General features: G+C 60.0%; 17 protein-coding genes. 7 read left to right on the plus strand and 10 right to left on the minus strand.

Features of this window, described 5'->3' with window-relative positions; all coding sequences use genetic code 11:
* Positions 1-95: 95 nt before the first annotated feature.
* The 4 genes from KSP9073_RS09420 to KSP9073_RS09435 form a co-directional block, all read right to left on the minus strand.
* The gene (locus KSP9073_RS09420; RefSeq protein ID WP_108842691.1) at positions 96-770 is read right to left on the minus strand and encodes a spermidine synthase; all 675 of its coding nucleotides are present in this window, start codon (positions 768-770) and stop codon (positions 96-98) included.
* A gap of 47 nt (positions 771-817) precedes the next feature.
* Positions 818-1,165 (minus strand): YkgJ family cysteine cluster protein, encoded by a 348-nt coding sequence (locus KSP9073_RS09425; RefSeq protein ID WP_108842692.1) that lies wholly within the window; start codon positions 1,163-1,165, stop codon positions 818-820.
* A gap of 70 nt (positions 1,166-1,235) precedes the next feature.
* A complete protein-coding gene (locus tag KSP9073_RS09430) occupies positions 1,236-1,646 on the minus strand; it encodes a DoxX family protein (protein ID WP_108842693.1) in 411 nt (136 codons plus the stop codon).
* Entirely contained in the window at positions 1,647-2,129 is a 483-nt protein-coding gene (locus tag KSP9073_RS09435; RefSeq protein WP_108842694.1) for a GNAT family N-acetyltransferase, read from the minus strand.
* A gap of 145 nt (positions 2,130-2,274) precedes the next feature.
* Here KSP9073_RS09435 and metG point away from each other — a divergent pair, with 145 nt between their 5' ends.
* From metG to nth, 4 genes are all read left to right on the plus strand, one after another.
* Positions 2,275-4,374: a methionine--tRNA ligase gene (metG, locus tag KSP9073_RS09440; RefSeq protein WP_108842695.1), complete on the plus strand. Its 2,100-nt coding sequence runs from the start codon at positions 2,275-2,277 to the stop codon at positions 4,372-4,374.
* Between the two features lie 209 nt (positions 4,375-4,583).
* Positions 4,584-6,173 carry a sensor domain-containing diguanylate cyclase gene (locus tag KSP9073_RS09445; protein WP_108842696.1) on the plus strand — a complete coding sequence of 530 codons (1,590 nt, stop codon included), beginning with the start codon at positions 4,584-4,586 and terminating at the stop codon, positions 6,171-6,173.
* A 108-nt stretch (positions 6,174-6,281) separates the two neighbouring features.
* Positions 6,282-7,313, plus strand: coding sequence for an RnfABCDGE type electron transport complex subunit B (locus KSP9073_RS09450; RefSeq protein ID WP_108842697.1), 1,032 nt, complete (start codon positions 6,282-6,284; stop codon positions 7,311-7,313).
* A 53-nt stretch (positions 7,314-7,366) separates the two neighbouring features.
* Positions 7,367-8,005: an endonuclease III gene (nth, locus tag KSP9073_RS09455; protein ID WP_108842698.1), complete on the plus strand. Its 639-nt coding sequence runs from the start codon at positions 7,367-7,369 to the stop codon at positions 8,003-8,005.
* Between the two features lie 8 nt (positions 8,006-8,013).
* Here the strand turns inward: nth and KSP9073_RS09460 are convergent, their stop codons facing one another.
* From KSP9073_RS09460 to KSP9073_RS09475, 4 genes are all read right to left on the minus strand, one after another.
* The gene (locus tag KSP9073_RS09460) at positions 8,014-9,075 is read right to left on the minus strand and encodes a tRNA-queuosine alpha-mannosyltransferase domain-containing protein (protein WP_108842699.1); all 1,062 of its coding nucleotides are present in this window, start codon (positions 9,073-9,075) and stop codon (positions 8,014-8,016) included.
* 139 nt (positions 9,076-9,214) lie between these two features.
* Entirely contained in the window at positions 9,215-10,936 is a 1,722-nt protein-coding gene (locus KSP9073_RS09465) for a SulP family inorganic anion transporter (RefSeq protein ID WP_165814218.1), read from the minus strand.
* A 49-nt stretch (positions 10,937-10,985) separates the two neighbouring features.
* The gene (locus tag KSP9073_RS09470) at positions 10,986-11,306 is read right to left on the minus strand and encodes an HlyU family transcriptional regulator (protein ID WP_108842701.1); all 321 of its coding nucleotides are present in this window, start codon (positions 11,304-11,306) and stop codon (positions 10,986-10,988) included.
* A gap of 110 nt (positions 11,307-11,416) precedes the next feature.
* The gene (locus KSP9073_RS09475) at positions 11,417-12,637 is read right to left on the minus strand and encodes an argininosuccinate synthase (protein ID WP_108842702.1); all 1,221 of its coding nucleotides are present in this window, start codon (positions 12,635-12,637) and stop codon (positions 11,417-11,419) included.
* A gap of 255 nt (positions 12,638-12,892) precedes the next feature.
* Here KSP9073_RS09475 and rnt point away from each other — a divergent pair, with 255 nt between their 5' ends.
* A complete protein-coding gene (gene rnt, locus KSP9073_RS09480) occupies positions 12,893-13,555 on the plus strand; it encodes a ribonuclease T (protein WP_108842703.1) in 663 nt (220 codons plus the stop codon).
* A gap of 120 nt (positions 13,556-13,675) precedes the next feature.
* On the opposite strand, the gene grxD is transcribed toward rnt, so the two are convergent.
* Positions 13,676-14,020, minus strand: a complete 345-nt coding sequence (grxD, locus tag KSP9073_RS09485; protein ID WP_108842704.1) for a Grx4 family monothiol glutaredoxin — start codon at positions 14,018-14,020, stop codon at positions 13,676-13,678.
* A 395-nt stretch (positions 14,021-14,415) separates the two neighbouring features.
* Here grxD and argF point away from each other — a divergent pair, with 395 nt between their 5' ends.
* Positions 14,416-15,333 carry an ornithine carbamoyltransferase gene (gene argF / locus KSP9073_RS09490; protein WP_108842705.1) on the plus strand — a complete coding sequence of 306 codons (918 nt, stop codon included), beginning with the start codon at positions 14,416-14,418 and terminating at the stop codon, positions 15,331-15,333.
* A gap of 180 nt (positions 15,334-15,513) precedes the next feature.
* Here the strand turns inward: argF and KSP9073_RS09495 are convergent, their stop codons facing one another.
* A complete protein-coding gene (locus KSP9073_RS09495) occupies positions 15,514-16,062 on the minus strand; it encodes a hypothetical protein (protein ID WP_108842706.1) in 549 nt (182 codons plus the stop codon).
* Positions 16,063-16,238: 176 nt separating this feature from the next.
* Here KSP9073_RS09495 and KSP9073_RS09500 point away from each other — a divergent pair, with 176 nt between their 5' ends.
* Positions 16,239-16,436 (plus strand): hypothetical protein, encoded by a 198-nt coding sequence (locus KSP9073_RS09500; protein WP_108842707.1) that lies wholly within the window; start codon positions 16,239-16,241, stop codon positions 16,434-16,436.
* The last annotated feature ends 53 nt before the right edge of the window (positions 16,437-16,489 follow it).

The following is a 16,489-nucleotide window of genomic DNA, read 5'->3' on the forward strand; positions in this document are numbered from 1 at the left end:
ATCAGATTAGTTCACGGTATGACCGTGAGCCAGGCGTTCAGGCATGAATGACGTCATACCTGCCTAAAATCATGCCAGGAACACCTCTCCAGCCTTTACCAGGCCAGCCAGATGGTATGGCGCGCGCCCTTGCCGGGACGATGCGCACGCACCATATGCTCCTCGACACAAAGCCCGGCCCGCTTGAGCCGCTCGCTGAAACCGGGGTCCAACCCTGCTGACCAGACCGCCAGCACGCCGTCAGGTCGCAGCGCCCGCTGAATGCTTTCAAGCCCGCGCGCGCTATAAAGACGATCGTTTTCGCGCTGGGTCAGCCCTTCGGGGCCGTTGTCCACATCCAGCATGATGGCGTCAAAAGCGCCCTCGCTACGCGCCAGCACTTCTACGACATCTTCGACAACGATCTGACAGCGCGGATCACGAATCGGGTAGCCGGCCGCCGCGCCCAACGGGCCGCGGTTCCACTCGACCACTCCGGGCACCAGTTCGGCCACCACCACCTCGGCCTCTGCACCCAGGCTCTTGAGCGCCGCGGCCAGGGTAAAGCCCATCCCCAGCCCGCCCACCAATACCCGCACGTTCGGGTTTTCGCGCACCCGCTCACAGGCCAGCTCCGCCAGTGCATCCTCGGAGCCGTGCAGTCGGGTATTCATCAGCTCACCGGGCTTGCCAACAATGCGGATGGAAAACTCGTCGTTGCGCTGTAAAAGCCGCAGCTGACCGCGCCCGCCGGGGATATCAGCGGTATCAATCTCACAAAGCTTGGCCATGAAATACCTGTCAGAAAAAAGAAGAAAACGAGGTCTGACGCCCCCCCTTACAGGGCGCCGGCATCCGTTGGCAGGGGGGCGTCGACCAGACCATAGAGCGAGCGCTCTTCACGGCACTGATAACTGCCCTCCTCGAAGTCACGACAGACCTGCGGACGGCGGGGATGAATGCTGCACAGCATGGTGTCTCGATCCACCGCTGCGCACCAGCCCTCTTCATCCTGGCGCATGACCACCCCACCCCACTCATCTTCCTCAAGCAGGCCATGAGGCACACCGCGGTCCAGATCATCATCATCGAGCATCACCAGCAACCGGCAGCAACACGCCTCGCAGTTGAAACAGCTGACACCATCAGGCGGCTCGATATTTTCAAGGGGGATATCACCGGACATGACGCACAGCCATCATCGATCAGAATTGGCCGGCCATTGTACACATCGCCGACCGTAACAACGCCTGCATTTACGACATCGTGCGACGCCGGGCGCCGATCAACTGCGTGCTCCACGCAATGCAGACGATCAGCAGCACCTGCAGCGGCAGGCGCAGCAGCAAAAGCCAAGATGGAATCGGCGCAAACTGCTCAGCGTGCCACCACATGTAGATATTGGCCGGCGTCACGCACAGCGTCAGCGCGATCAACCCGATGCCGGCAGCGCGGCGATAGCGTGGCAGCAGAATACCGATGGCGCCCAGCAGCTCGAACGCCCCGGTAATGAAAACCGCCGGCATTTTAAAGGGCAGCGAGGGTGGAATGATCGAGGCAAACGCCGCCGGCCAGACAAAGTGCGCAATGCCGCCGAGACAAAACCAGCTAAAGACAATGGCAAGGCCAAAGCGCTGTGGGCGGGATAGAACGCTTTCAGTGGTCATTTATTTACCCAACATCGTTGAAAGATCAAAGGCCAGCCATAGGCGATCGCGATGCTGAATGCCGTTTTCAAAAAGCGGCCTGGCATAATGCTGCGTAAAGTAATCCCTTTGAACCTCGATCACTCTAAAACCGTGACGCTGATAAAAGCTCAACTGATAACCAAAGGTTCCGGTTCCCAGTACCAGATGCTGATATGAATGCTCGCGCGCAGTATTGATGGCGGTTTCCAGCAGACATGTTCCAACTCCCCTTTTTTGTAACGCAGGCATCACCGCAATATTTAAAAGCTCGAGCTCGCCGTGATGACGTGATCCGCCCAGCACGCAGGCCCCCACTATCTCCCCATCAAGCCTTGCGCTCAGTCCAATGCCATCGTCAGGATAAACTTCAATGAAAGCCTCCTCCGGATCAGCCTGAAGCAGGAGATGTCTCGGCAGAGAGGAGACGGATACCTTTTCGACCACAAGAGCATCTTTTGTCATGGCGTTTCCCGGTTTATGAGGCACAACGCGCACATGGGCATGTCGAAGGGCAACGATGCTACAATCAGCCATCGATTTCACCCTCTTCACCCCGTCCGGCGCTGCATGGCCCGGCCTCGGGTTTTGTCACGGGAACAGCCCTTTCATGTCGACCTCTACCACGTCAGACAACGCCACGCGCCAGATTCTGGTCACCAGCGCCCTGCCCTATGCCAACGGCTCGATCCATCTGGGCCATCTACTGGAATATATTCAGACCGATATCTGGGTGCGCTTTCAGAAAAGTCGCGGCCATGAGTGTCACTACGTCTGCGCCGATGATGCCCACGGCACCGCCATCATGCTGCGCGCCGAGCAGGAGGGCATTACCTCCCAGCAGCTGATCGATCGGGTGAACGCCGAGCATCAGGCCGACTTCGCCCGCTTTGGCGTGGCCTTTGACAACTATTACTCGACCCACTCGGAAGAGAACCGCGTCCACAGCGAGGCCATCTATCGCGCCCTGCGCGACGGCGGCTTTATCGCGACCCGTGACGTCGAGCAGATGTATGACCCCGAGCGCGGCATGTTTCTGGCCGACCGCTTCGTCAAGGGCACCTGCCCCAAGTGCCATACCGATGATCAGTACGGTGACAACTGCGAAGCGTGCGGTGCCACGTACACCCCGGCCGAACTGCTCAACCCGGTCTCGGCGGTCTCGGGCGCCACGCCGGTAGTCAAGAGCTCGACCCACTACTTCTTTGAACTGCCCAAGTTCGAGCCGTTCCTCAAGGAGTGGACGCGCTCGGAGCGTCTTCAGCCGCAGATCTCCAACAAGCTGCAGGAGTGGTTCGAGGCCGGCCTCAACGACTGGGACATTTCCCGCGATGCGCCCTATTTCGGCTTCGAGATTCCCGATGCGCCGGGCAAGTATTTCTATGTCTGGGTGGATGCGCCGATCGGCTACATGGCGAGTTTCCAGCAGCTCTGCGAGCGCGAAGGCCTCGACTTCGATCATTACTGGAAAAGGGACAGTGATGCCGAGCTGTATCACTTCATCGGCAAGGACATTGTCTATTTCCATGCCCTGTTCTGGCCGGCGATGCTTGAAGGCGCCAACCTTCGCACGCCCACCGGGGTCAACTGCCACGGTTTCGTGACCGTCAACGGCGCGAAGATGTCGAAATCCCGCGGCACCTTCATCAAGGCCGAAACCTATGAGCAGTTCCTGAACCCCGAATACCTGCGCTATTACTTCGCGGCCAAGCTGACCGCCGGCGTTGATGATCTCGACCTGAACCTCGAGGACTTCGCTGCCCGCGTCAATTCGGACCTGGTCGGCAAAGTGGTCAACATCGCCAGCCGCTGTGCGGGCTTTGTGAAAAAATCCGGTGGGCGCCTGTCCGCTACCTGCGCCGAGCCAGAGCTGGTGCAGCGCTTTATCGATGAAGGCGAGGCGATCGCGGCGGACTTTGAAGCCCGTGAATTTGCGCGTGCGGTACGTCGCATCATGGCGCTGGCCGATGATGCCAACGGCTATATTGCCGAGAAGGCACCCTGGGCACTGGCGAAGGAAGAAGGCCGCGAGCAGGAAGTGCTGGATATCTGCTCGGTGGGCATCAATCTCTTCCGCCAGCTGGTGGTCTACCTGGCCCCCATCGTGCCGACGCTTGCCGAAGGCGCGCGCAGCTTCCTGGGCCTCGAGACGCTGAACTGGGCCAGCCGTACCACGGTGCTGCTTGATCACCCGATCGAGAAGTTCAAGCCGCTGATGACACGCGTCGAGAGCGACAAAATCGATCAGATGATCGAGGCCTCAAAGGAGGATCTCGCGGTCGAGAAAAAGCTCAAGGACGATGCGAAGGCCGCTCAGGGCGAGGCAACCAGCACGCCGGGTGAAGGCGCCGGTGAGACGCCGGCCGCGGATCTCGAGCCCATCGCTCCGGAAATCACCATCGATGATTTCGCGAAAGTCGATCTGCGCATCGCCCGCATCACACAGGCCGAATACGTCGAAGGGGCCAAAAAGCTCTTGAAGCTGACACTCGATATCGGCAGTGAAACCCGCACGGTCTTTTCCGGTATTCGTGCCCAGTATGCGCCCGAGGCGCTGACGGGCCGGCTGACCGTGATGATTGCCAACCTGGCGCCACGCAAGATGCGCTTTGGTCTGTCAGAAGGCATGGTACTGGCCGCAGGCGATAACGACGGTATCTATCTGCTCGCGCCTGACAGCGGTGCAAAGCCGGGAAGCCGCGTGAGCTGATCCCAGGGCCACCCTGACTCCCGCTCCACCCTGCTACCCCTAACGCCAGCCTCTCCGGAGGCTGGCGTTTTTTATACCCGCCTTTAAACGGTGGCCCTGCCTGCAAGCTAACTTCATAAATTGGCCCGTATGCCGATATATCCGCATTCTGACAAACATGCCCGGCCAACACTTTGGGTGATGTCAGGTCGCCATGGATATTTGACGACATGCATTCATTACGGTTTCGTTTTTTATTATCTCTTGTGCTGGTCGCGTGCATCGCCCTGCTGGCGCTGTGGGGCATTGCGCACTTTCTGGTGTATCCAAAGCTGCTCTCGCGTGAAGACGACTATGCGGCCATGGAAATGGGCCGGGTAGAAAGTGCCTGGCAAAGCGATCTGAACAAGCTGGGCGCGGAGACGCGTGACTGGGCCAGTTGGGATGATGCCTATGCCTTCATGCAGGGCGACATACCGGGGTTTGCCGACAAGAACTTTAGTCAGGAAATGTTTGAAGACATGGACCATCTGATGATGGTCTTTATGCGAATGGACGGCACACCCGTCTGGATGGCCGGCTACAACCCGGCCACGGATAAATACAGCACCTGCGCCTCGGCCACCAATGAGTGCCGCTGGATGTCGCCTTTTTTCAGCGTGATACAACAACACGTGCACCAGCAGGTGCCTGAACTGGACAAATGGCTTCTGAGCGTGCCGGCGCCCACCATGATTGCCACCAGCCCCATCGTTCCGACCGATCGTGGTGACTCGCCGCCGCTGGGCTGGCTGGCGATCGTTCGCAGCATGGATCGCGCATGGTTTAACGCCATTCGAGGCCAGACCGGCGTCGATATGTCCATCGAGCCAATTCTGCACCCGGACCTGATCATCAAACCGCCCGCTCTTATTCGTATCAGCGAGGATCAGATACTGGCGAGTCGATGGCTAAAGGCCGAGCCCAATGATGACGTGCTTTCCCTGCAGGCCACGCTGCCGCGTCGGGATTTTATGGCCAATGCTGCCTCTTTTAACTTCGCCATGTTCTGGACCGTCGGTGTACTGCTGGCCGTGATCATCGTCATTCTGGGGCTTCTTGAAATGATCGTGCTGGCCCCCACCCGGCGCCTTGCCCGATTTACCCGGGAGCAGCGCCGGAAAGATGATTTTTCGGGGGGGTTGCCGGTCAGCCTCATTGCTCGGCGCGATGAACTCGGCAGTCTGGCTCGTGAGTTTCAGCACCTTCTGATGCACCAAAAAAAGCGCACCGACTCCCTGGAGCAGCTCAGCCAGCGCGATCATATGACCGACCTGTTCAACCGGCGCTATCTCGACGAATACCTGGTCAGCGCTCTGGTAAAGGCCCACCAGTGCCGCCACGCCGTCGGGCTGATCATCATCGATATCGATTATTTCAAGGCCTACAACGACCACTACGGCCATCCGGAAGGTGATTACTGCCTGACACGGGTGGCTCGCACGCTGAGTCATGTCGTGGATGATCAGGGTATCGTGGCCCGCGCCGGCGGCGAGGAATTTATCGTTGTGCTGCCAAAGGTGACCCGCAAACGTACCTGGCATCTGGCCGAGCAACTGCGCCTGGCCGTGGCAGCATTGGCGTTGCCGCATGAACACTCTGGCGTGGCCAGCCATGTGACGATCAGCGTCGGCATGGCCATCAGCCTGCCGGAAGCGCCCTGCCAGCCGCCCGAGTTGATGCGTCTGGCCGATGAAAGCCTCTATCGCGCCAAACAGGCCGGACGCAACCAGGTGGGCGTACGCCTCAAGGACCCGCATTACCAGCAGAGCACTACTTAGAGGGCTCATGTCGATGCGGTTCAGCGCCGGGTTCGAAGCGCCGGGGCATTGCGCGTATAATCGCGCCACTTTCCCTGATCATAACGCCTGAGCCTGCCGACAACCTGCATGAGCGCCTCTGCCAGTATTACCGTCACCGATATCGACCGCCTGCTGCCCCAGACCCAGTGTGGCAAGTGCGGCCACCCCGGCTGTCGTCCCTATGCCGAGGCCATTGCCGCGGGCGAAGCCATCAATCGCTGTCCGCCCGGCGGTGACGAGACGGTCACGGAACTTGCCACCCTGCTAAATCGCCCTGCGCTGCCACTGGAGACGGATGCCGAATTTCCAAAAGCTGCTGTCATTCGCGAAGCCGAGTGCATCGGCTGCACCAAGTGCATCAAGGCCTGTCCGGTGGATGCCATTCTGGGCGCGGCCAAACAGATGCACACCGTCATTGAAGCAGAATGTACCGGCTGTGAACTGTGCGTGGCGCCCTGCCCGGTAGACTGCATCGATATTGTGCCGCATCCCGGCTGGCAGGCCGCCCGTGAGGAGCGCGAGCAGCAAGACTGGCTGGCACGACGCGCCGAACAGGGCCGCCGCCGTTTTGAAAACCGCAATGCCCGCCTCGAGCGCCAGCGTCAGGAAAAGGAGGCTCGCCGACGCGCACGCATGCAGGCCCGACAGACACCTGCCAAACCGTTGGATCAGACCGAACCGGTAGACCGGGCCGAGCCTGTGACGAGCACCAGTGGCCCCTCGACACCGGCACCCGCTGGCAATACGCGTGCACGCAAGGCCGCCCTGAGCGCCACCGTTCGACGGCTGGAAAAGCGCCTGGCCGCGGCGCCTGATGACGTTGATACCCAGGCCGCTCTCAAGCACGCGCGTCAGCAGCTGGCAGATCTTCAAACGCAAGTCGAAGCCCCTGCGGCATCGGCCGGTGCACATGACGCTGCACCATCCAGCACGCTCAATTCGCTGCGCATCGCCCGCTCGGCGGCCAAACAGCGACTGGCGCTTGCCAATCGTCAGCTGGCACATGCCAGACGTCAGGGGGGCCCGGAGGATATCGAGGCCGCACAGGCCCTGATCCAGCGCGCCGAGAAGACCCTGCAGGACGCCTGTCAGGCACTGGACAACGCCGAGCGCCACTGACGGCGCCATCGCATCCTTTTTTCACCTGTCGACCGTTTTGATAAGCAGCCCCCATGAACAACGAAAAACGCCGCGAAATCTTTCACCGCCTGCGCGAGGCCAACCCCGAGCCCACCACCGAGCTTGCCTGGTCCTCCCCCTTTGAGCTGCTGGTGGCTGTGGCGCTGTCCGCTCAGTCCACCGACGTGGGCGTCAACAAGGCCACGACACGGCTCTTTCCCGTCGCCAACACCCCCGAGGCTATCGTGAATCTGGGCCTGGACGGCGTGAAGGAATACATCAAGACACTCGGGCTTTATAACAACAAGGCCAAAAATCTGGTGGCCATGTGCGAGCTTTTGCAGCGCGATCACGCAGGAGAAGTGCCCCGCACCCGCGAGGGACTTGAAGCGCTGCCGGGCGTAGGACGCAAGACCGCCAATGTAATTCTCAACACGGCCTTTGGTGAACCCACCATTGCGGTGGACACTCACATCTTTCGCGTCTCCAATCGAACGAATCTCGCCCCGGGCAAGAATGTCGATCAGGTCGAACAGAAGCTTTTGAAGGTGGTGCCGCGCGACTACAAGCGTGACGCCCATCACTGGCTGATCCTGCACGGGCGCTATACTTGTGTGGCGCGCAAACCGCGCTGTGGCAGCTGCGTGATCGAGGATCTGTGCGAATACAAGGACAAGGGCGAGCTGACGTAGTCTTCGCGTCAGACCGGGCGCTGTAGCCGCGACTGATAACGCCTGCTCATCTGCGGCCATGTCCACGCACTGATATCCGGCGGTGCCGGACGCGCCTCCGGTGAGGTCAGCCACTGCTCCAGGCGCTCAACCAGCGCATCACGACTGCCATCATATCGATACGGGCTGGCGTAGTACTCCGGAAAGCACAGCCGCTCCGGCACCAGCGGTATACAGCCATGCTGTACGGCCTCCATCACGGCCAGACCCTGAAACTCATGCCAGGCGGTGGACACCACGATACCGCCCTTTCCCAGTTCTTCGAGATAGCGCTCGCGCGTCTGATGCCCCCAGCAGGTAATGTGCCGCGCCAGACGCGATCGGGCCTGGTCGAACACTTCGGGACGGTGTCGAAAAACCTGCCCCATCACCACCAGCTCGAACTCGATGCCTGAGCCGGAGAGCGTCTCAAACGCTGCAAAGAAATCTTCCGGATTCTTGTCGTACTCCCAGCGGTGATTCCAGACAATGCGGGACGGCGTCTTGCGATCAAACGATGGCGTCTTTTCGAGCGGCCACAGCGGTACCGGTAAAATCTCCGAGTGCGTCTTCAGGGCTTCAAGTCGCAAAGGGGCGACCCGCTCGGGCATCTTTTTTAAAAAGGCATCAACGCCGTTAAAAAAGCTGTCCCGATTCCACTGACTGTTGAACAGCACCCGGTCCGCGGCCAGCGCGCTGTAGAGATTGACCATCAGGGGCTCGAGCCGACGTGTTTGCTGCTCTCCCAGCGGATAGGCGAACTGATTTTCATGGAAATAGACCACGCGAAAGGCCCGCCCCAGATGCGGATAAAGCCCGATCAGCGTGGCCAGATCCACCAGTGAGGTGGCCACGATCAGATCAAAGGACTGCGAAAGCGTCGCATCATGCTCGCTCATGAAGCTCAGGGGGTTGCCGCGCACACGCCATTGAAAGTGACGCGGCGCCAGCTCGATCAGGGTCCAGTCAATGGCATCGAGATGCGCCATCAGACCGCGTGCCCAGTAGCGATGGCTGTCGGCAGCATAGGCCGAGAGTAACAGTGCTTTCATGACAGACGCACCGGCAGTAAAACAGGCATGACGAAGGGGCTCTAAAGTCAAAGGGGGCTTGAAGTCAAAAGGCCTTGAAACCAAAGAGCTTATTGTAAAGGGTCACGCGCCATGTGGGATGGTGCCGACCCGATATGGCCTAGATATTGAATTCGATGCCATCATCCGACAGCGCCTGCCAGGCCGCGGCGCAGGTAAAAAAGACCCGCGGGTGATGGTCGCTCATAAAGGCCGTGTGACGCAGCTGATCACGCACCGGGCCGCGCAGCTCGGCCAGATGCAGGGCGATCCCCTGTGCCGCCAGGCGCTCATCGAGCGTTTCCAGTGCGTGCAGCGCCGCGCCGTCGATATGGGTCACGCTGCTGAGCACCAGCACCATGTCAGTGACCTGCGTCCGCTCGAAAAGATGCTCATTGATCCAGCGTTCCAGCGCGCCCATGTTGGCAAAGTGCAGGTTGGCATCCGGTCGCACCATCATCAGATGCGGCAGACGCTCGACGTCAAAGCGTTCACAGTTGCGAAAGCCGCCGTCGGGCAGCTGGCCGATCTCGGCAATGTGCGGCCGGCTCGAGCGTGCCAGCAGCAGTGCCAGCGCGATGCCCACGCCCGCCAGAAGCCCCTGCATGACCCCCAGCAGCAGCACGCCGGCAAAGGCGGCCAGCCAGGCCAGGCCATCGGCGCGGGAATAGCGCCAGGCACGCCATAGCGGGCTCGGGTTAACCAGAGGAATGGCGGCCTGAATCACGATGGCGGCCAGCACGGCCTGCGGCAGTGGGGCAAACAGCGACGTGGCAAACAGCAGCACCACCATGAGTGCCAGCGCGGCAAACAGCGATGACAGCGGCGTTTTTGATCCGGCCTGGTCATTGACCACTGCCCGTCCCAGCCCGCTGGTGACCGGGAAGCCGCGCGTCAGGGCTGCCAGCAGATTGGCTGCGCCCAGCACCCAGAGTTCACGCTGCGGATAGAGCCGCTCGCGGTGTTTGGCGGCCAGCGTCTGGGCCACCGAAATGGCGCTGACATAGTTGATCAGCGCAATCCCGAGCGCCGGCAGCCACAACGCATCCATCGCACCAAAGGAGAGCGTGGGCAGTGCCGGCAGCGGCAGCCCAGCCGGGATCTGCCCGACCTGCGCCAGTGCCCGGGGCCACAGCGGCACCAGCAAAAGCGCCAGAATCAGTACGATCAACGGGCCGGTCTTGCCCAGCACCGTGGCCGCGGCGTCTGGCAGGCCCAGACGCTTTAAAAGAGGCGACAGCCCTCGACGCATGGCAAGCAGCAGCACCATGGCACTGCCGCCAAAAAGCGCCGACCCCGGCGTGATCTCGCCCAGTGAGCGGGCAAGTGCCAGCAGACGTTCAATGGCATTACCGGCGGCGCCGCTGACCCCGATCAGGTCACTGGCCTGAGAGAGCACAATCATCAGCGCTGAAGCCGTGGTGAAGCCCTGCATGACGCTGGGGCTGACAAAATCAATCAGTCGCCCCAGACGGCAGGCATGAATCAGCAGCAGCCAGACCCCCACCAGTGCCGCGAGCAGTGCAGCATGTCCGGCGTAGGATGATAACGGTATATTGGCATTGTGCAGTGTCTCCCCGACCAGCAGGGAGGTGAGTGCCATGGGGCCCATTGCGATCACGCGACTGGTGCCAAAAAGCGCATACAGCACCAACGGCGCCAGCGCCGTGTAAAGCCCTGCCTGCGCAGGCAGCCCGGCAAGCGTGGCATAGGCCATGCCCTGCGGCACCAGCAGCGCCGCGGTGATCAGCCCGGCAATCAGATCGCTGAAGCGATCTCCGGTCGAGAGCTGTCGCCAGCGCGTAATGGCTGGCAGCAGTACGGGACTTCCGGTATCGGACATGCTCATCACTACTCCCCTGAAATCACGATACTGGCGTGGTCCTGTGCGCTCAGACCGGGCGATGCGTGTCCTCAAAGAGCCGGTCGCCCTGCTCGTCGATATAGCGCTCGGCCTTGGTACGGGTCATGTCGATACAGCTGTCGCGGTCGGGCAGAACATCAGAGCGCTCAAAGCGCAGCTCCAAAGGCTCGTCGTTGTCGCAATCCCTGCGGATCAGACCACTGACGCGATACTGCCCGCCAGCGGGTGCCGGGGTAATCACGATCTCACAGCCCTTGTATTCGACGGTATCGGCCACCTCACGGCGTGGCTCGTCAGCGGTCGTGGCGCTGCCGGCGCCTTTCAGCGCATCGAACAGTCTTTTCAGCATGACCCACTCCTGATGATGGTGGTTCGGTGCGCCCCCGCGCACGATACCTGTCAGTCTGACACAAAAGGGGCCGCTGAAAAGCGGCCCCTTCTTGATGCAACTTCTGTCGTTTAGTCGTCGAGACGACCCTTTTTCGCCGCGATACGCAGACGCAGTGCGTTGAGCTTGATAAAGCCCTCGGCATCCTTCTGGTCGTAGGCGCCGGCATCGTCTTCAAAGGTGGCAATCGAGGCGTCAAACAGCGAGTCTTCCGACTCACGGCCGACCACGATGACGTTGCCCTTGTAGAGCTTGAGGCGGACCACACCGTTGACGCTGCCCTGGGACTTGTCGATCGCGGCCTGCAGCATCTTGCGCTCCGGGCTCCACCAGTAGCCGTTGTAGATCAGCTCGGCGTACTTGGGCATCAGTTCGTCTTTCAGGTGCGCAGATTCTCGGTCCAGCGTGATCGACTCGATTGCGCGGTGAGCACGCAGCATGATGGTGCCGCCAGGCGTTTCGTAGCAGCCACGGGACTTCATGCCCACATAGCGGTTTTCAACGATGTCCAGACGACCGATGCCGTTTTCGCCACCGATCCTGTTCAGATAGGACAGCACGTCGTGCGGCTTCATGGTTTGGCCATCGATGGCCACAATGTCGCCATGCTCGAAGGTCAGGTCGATATAGGTGGCCTGGTCGGGTGCCGCTTCCGGGCTGACGCTCCAGCGCCACATCTCTTCTTCGGCTTCGGTCCAGGGGTCTTCCAGCACGCCGCCTTCATAGGAGATGTGCAGCAGGTTGGCGTCCATCGAATACGGAGACTTTTTCTTGTTCTTGGCGAAGTCGACCGGGATGTTGTGCTCTTCGCAGTAGTTCATCAGCTTTTCGCGCGAGTTGAGATTCCACTCGCGCCACGGGGCGATGACCTTGACGTTGGGCTTGAGCGCATAGGCGCCCAGCTCAAAGCGGACCTGGTCGTTGCCCTTGCCGGTCGCACCATGGGAAATGGCATCAGCGCCGGTCTCGTTGGCAATCTCGATCAGGCGACGGGCGATCAGCGGGCGCGCAATCGAGGTGCCCAGCAGGTATTCGCCTTCATAGATGGTATTGGCACGAAACATCGGGAAGACGTAGTCACGCACAAAGGTTTCGCGCAGGTCTTCGATGTAAATTTCCTTCACACCCAGCGCCTGTGCCTTGGCACGTGCAGGCTCAACCTCTTCTCCCTGACCCAGGTCAGCCGTGAAGGTCACGACCTCACAGTCGTAGGTTTCCTTGAGCCACTTGACGATCACGGAGGTATCAAGCCCCCCGGAATAGGCCAGGACAACCTTTTTTACATCGGACATACCGGCTCCTTAAGGCGTAGTCATGCTTAGTGTGTAACGTGAGTATATCGTCACCGGCTCGCGGCGAACACCGCGTCGAGTGCGATGGATGGGATTGGCGGTGAGCACAATGCTACACTGCGACCCTGCAAACCGAATCCATCTTCCGACCAGAAGGCTTCCTGTGCCGGTCACCATATCTGCGGGCCCTGCCCGGTTATCCATGCTCCCGATTCCCATGGCGTCTTCTGTTGTCTGCGACAGGAGAATACGGCGATGAACGATATTGTCCCAAAACTCATGTCCGGTCGCTTTCGCGGTTACCTGCCCGTGGTCGTCGATCTGGAAACCGGCGGCTTCAATGCCCGCACCGACGCGCTGCTCGAGATCGCAGCCGTCACGCTGACCATGGACGAACAGGGGCAACTGATGCCCGATGAAACCTTTTCGTTTCATATCGAGCCGTTCGAGGGTGCCAACGTCGAGCAGTCCGCGCTCGATTTTACCGGCATCCGGCTGGACAGCCCTCTACGCCAGAACGCAGCGCTCAAGGAAAAGGAAGCCCTCGAGGGGATCTTTCGCCCGATTCGCAAGGCGCTCAAGTCTCACCAGTGCAACCGCGCCATTCTGGTCGGTCATAACGCCGCCTTTGACCATGGCTTTCTCAACGCCGCCGTTGAGCGTGCCGGCATCAAGCGCAACCCCTTCCACCCCTTTTCGAGCTTTGATACCGCAACGCTCTCGGGGCTGGTCTATGGGCAGACCGTACTGGCACGCGCCTGTCGCGCCTCGGGCATACCGTTTGACAGTCAGGAAGCACACTCGGCGCGCTATGACACCGAACGCACAGCCGAACTTTTTTGTGCCATCGTCAATCGCTTCAAGGATCTGGGCGGCTGGGATCTGGCGCTGCGCGAACAGAGCATGGATGGCGACTGATTCTCCGAGCCTGCACCGCCGACATTAAAAAACCCGCCTCCATGGAGGCGGGTTTTTGACGTTCATTGCGCAGCGCTCATTAGGCCAACGCTAGCGCACAGCCCATCACGACAGACAGGATCAGGCGTTGTCGCCTTCCTGCGGTGCAGCGCCAGCAGCATCCTTGATCATTGGTGCCAGCTCACCATTTTGATACATCTCAACGATGATGTCGCAACCGCCCACCAGCTCGCCGTTGATCCACAGCTGCGGGAAAGTGGGCCAGTTGGCGTACTTGGGCAGCTCGGTACGAATGTCCGGGTTGTCCAGAATGTTAACGAAGGCAAAGCGTTCGCCACAGCCCATCAGCGCCTGCACGGCCTGAGCGGAAAATCCGCACTGCGGCATCTGCGGTGAACCCTTCATGTAAAGCAGAATGCTGTTTTCGCTGATCTGCTGCTTGATGGTATCGAGTGTTTCGCTCATGTCCGGTCTCCAAGAGAGGGCTTCAAGCGCCCATGAATGTCTGGCGTCAGTGTACGCCGACATGGGGGCTAAATCAGCCCGGATCAAGGCATCGTCCTCACATGAAGTTGCACGCTCCAAAGGCTCTGGTTAGGATGACCAAGGAAGATGACGGGCCCAGACGCCCGTATTCCGTCATCAACCATGGCAATATTTCAAAGCGCCGCCAGCTATCGTGCGGCGCTTTTTCGTTGGTTTTTCCGACAGGGATGTGGCTTCCACAGCGCAGGATCCGTTACCCGGGGAGACGGGACAGTCCATGGCAGTGCGCAGCCCTTTTCGAGCGTCACGCCCGGCGTGGCGCTTCGCAACGTTTCAATCACCGTAACGTTATGCACAGACAGGAGCATCGAGACATGGCCCTTCGCCACTTTCTTACCCTGATGGATCTTTCCCCTCAGGAACTGGCCTATCTCATCGATCGTTCGATCACCATCAAGCGTGAACTGGCCGAAAACGGTCCGGTCTACACGCCGTTGAAAAATCGAACACTGGCCATGATTTTCGAAAAGTCCTCCACCCGTACTCGCGTCTCCTTTGAAACCGGCATGACGCAGTTCGGCGGCCATGCGCTGTTCTTATCACCGCGCGACAGCCAGCTGGGTCGCGGTGAGCCGGTGGGCGATACCGCTCGCGTGCTGTCCGAGATGGTCGATGCGGTCATGATTCGAACCTTCTCGCACGAAAGCATCGAGTCCTTCGCTGACGCCAGCTCCATTCCGGTCATCAACGCGCTGTCCGATGATTACCACCCCTGTCAGCTGCTGGCCGACATGCAGACCTGGACGGAATGCAGAGGCCCCGTGAAGGGCAAGACGGCGGTCTGGGTGGGCGATGGCAACAACATGTGCCACTCCTGGATCAATGCAGCCCGTCAGTTCGACTTCCATCTGCGCATTGCCTGCCCCGAAGGGTTCGAGCCCGATCAGGACATCCTTGAAGCGGCCGGCTCACGCGTCAAGATCGTTCGCGACCCGCTCGCAGCGGCCGAGGGTGCGCACCTGATTACTACCGATGTCTGGGCATCCATGGGTCAGGAAGAGGAACAGGCCGCACGCATGGCGTCGTTCAAGGGGTTTCAGGTTAATGAGGCCATGCTGGACGCTGCTGATGACGATGTCATGTTCCTGCACTGCCTACCGGCTCATCGCGGCGAAGAAGTCAGCGAGACCCTGCTGGATGACCCGCGTGCCTTTGTCTGGCAGGAAGCCGGCAACCGCCTCCACGCCCAGAAGGCGCTGCTGGAGTTTCTAATGGTCGGTCGCATCGACTGACACCCTTATTCGACGTCATCGCCCGGGCGATGACGTCGAGGTGGGTCTACTCATTGTTCATTTTGCTCATCGCCATCCCTGTCTGTCATGGCGCTGTCGGTCGTGACCTGATCGGTCGCGCCCCTGTCGCTGGTCATCGATAATTTCATGCCTTCCCATAGCCTCTGAACACTCTCACGATCAGTGTTCATGCGCCGTCGAAGCTGTTCGTAGTCCGTCAGCAATGAAATCAGGTCCTGATTGGTACGGATATTGTCGATCCCCTCCGGCGCCGGCAAAGGCTGTGTCAGATAACGGGGCATGGGCGGTGGCGGCACCATCACCGGTGTCATCGGCCCCGGCGAGCTGGCGCAGCCATTGATGTATCCCGTCAGGCACAGCGTGATCAGCCCATTTCTTTGATGTCTGGTCATCATTGATTATCCTCTCCAGCTGTTGTCGTTTTCCGGCCAGCGCCCGCTGATTGGCCTCAAGCTCCTGCTCGCGGCGGGCGCCGATCCTGGCCAGATGCTCGGCGTGAGCCTGCCATGCACGCGCCACCAGTTGCTGACGTTCGGCAAGCTCATGGGCACTGCGGGCATCTTCCTGAGCGCTGGAAAGCGCCTGTCGCCATTGATCCAGTCGCTGGGTAAATCCCCACAGACCACCGATCAAAAGCGCAATGGCAACCAGTGCAATCAATACGCGGGCGGGGATCCTGCCGCAGAACCCCCAGAGCACGTTCCACATGAACATCTCCTTTTGAGTCTGTTGATAAAGAACAACTCATCAGGACAATAATTATCCCTTATGGATAATTATTACGCCAAATCGGGTCATGAACAAGCCAAAAACTGGATATGCATACAGTTAAACGCTTCGCCAGATGACTCTCGACCAACCATATTTGATAACGGGATGACGAAATGACCACAGGCGATGAGCTGGTGGTGGCGCTTGAAGAGCTGCCTGACAATGCCGACGTGGGCGCGCTGTTTCATTTACGCCTGGCGCGCGATACCGGAGAGCGCGTGACCTGTGCGCTGCTGGTCAGGGAAGTCGGGGCCGTGGAAGCCCTGTGTGAGGTGCTCGCGGTTCAGCCCTCCGAGCCGCCAGTGTCATGAGCTGATCTCCCGCTGATGTCATGAATAGAGCAGGACTAAAGCGATGGCGCCCG

The sequence above is a fragment of the Kushneria phyllosphaerae genome, from assembly GCF_900312995.1.
GTDB lineage: Bacteria > Pseudomonadota > Gammaproteobacteria > Pseudomonadales > Halomonadaceae > Kushneria > Kushneria phyllosphaerae.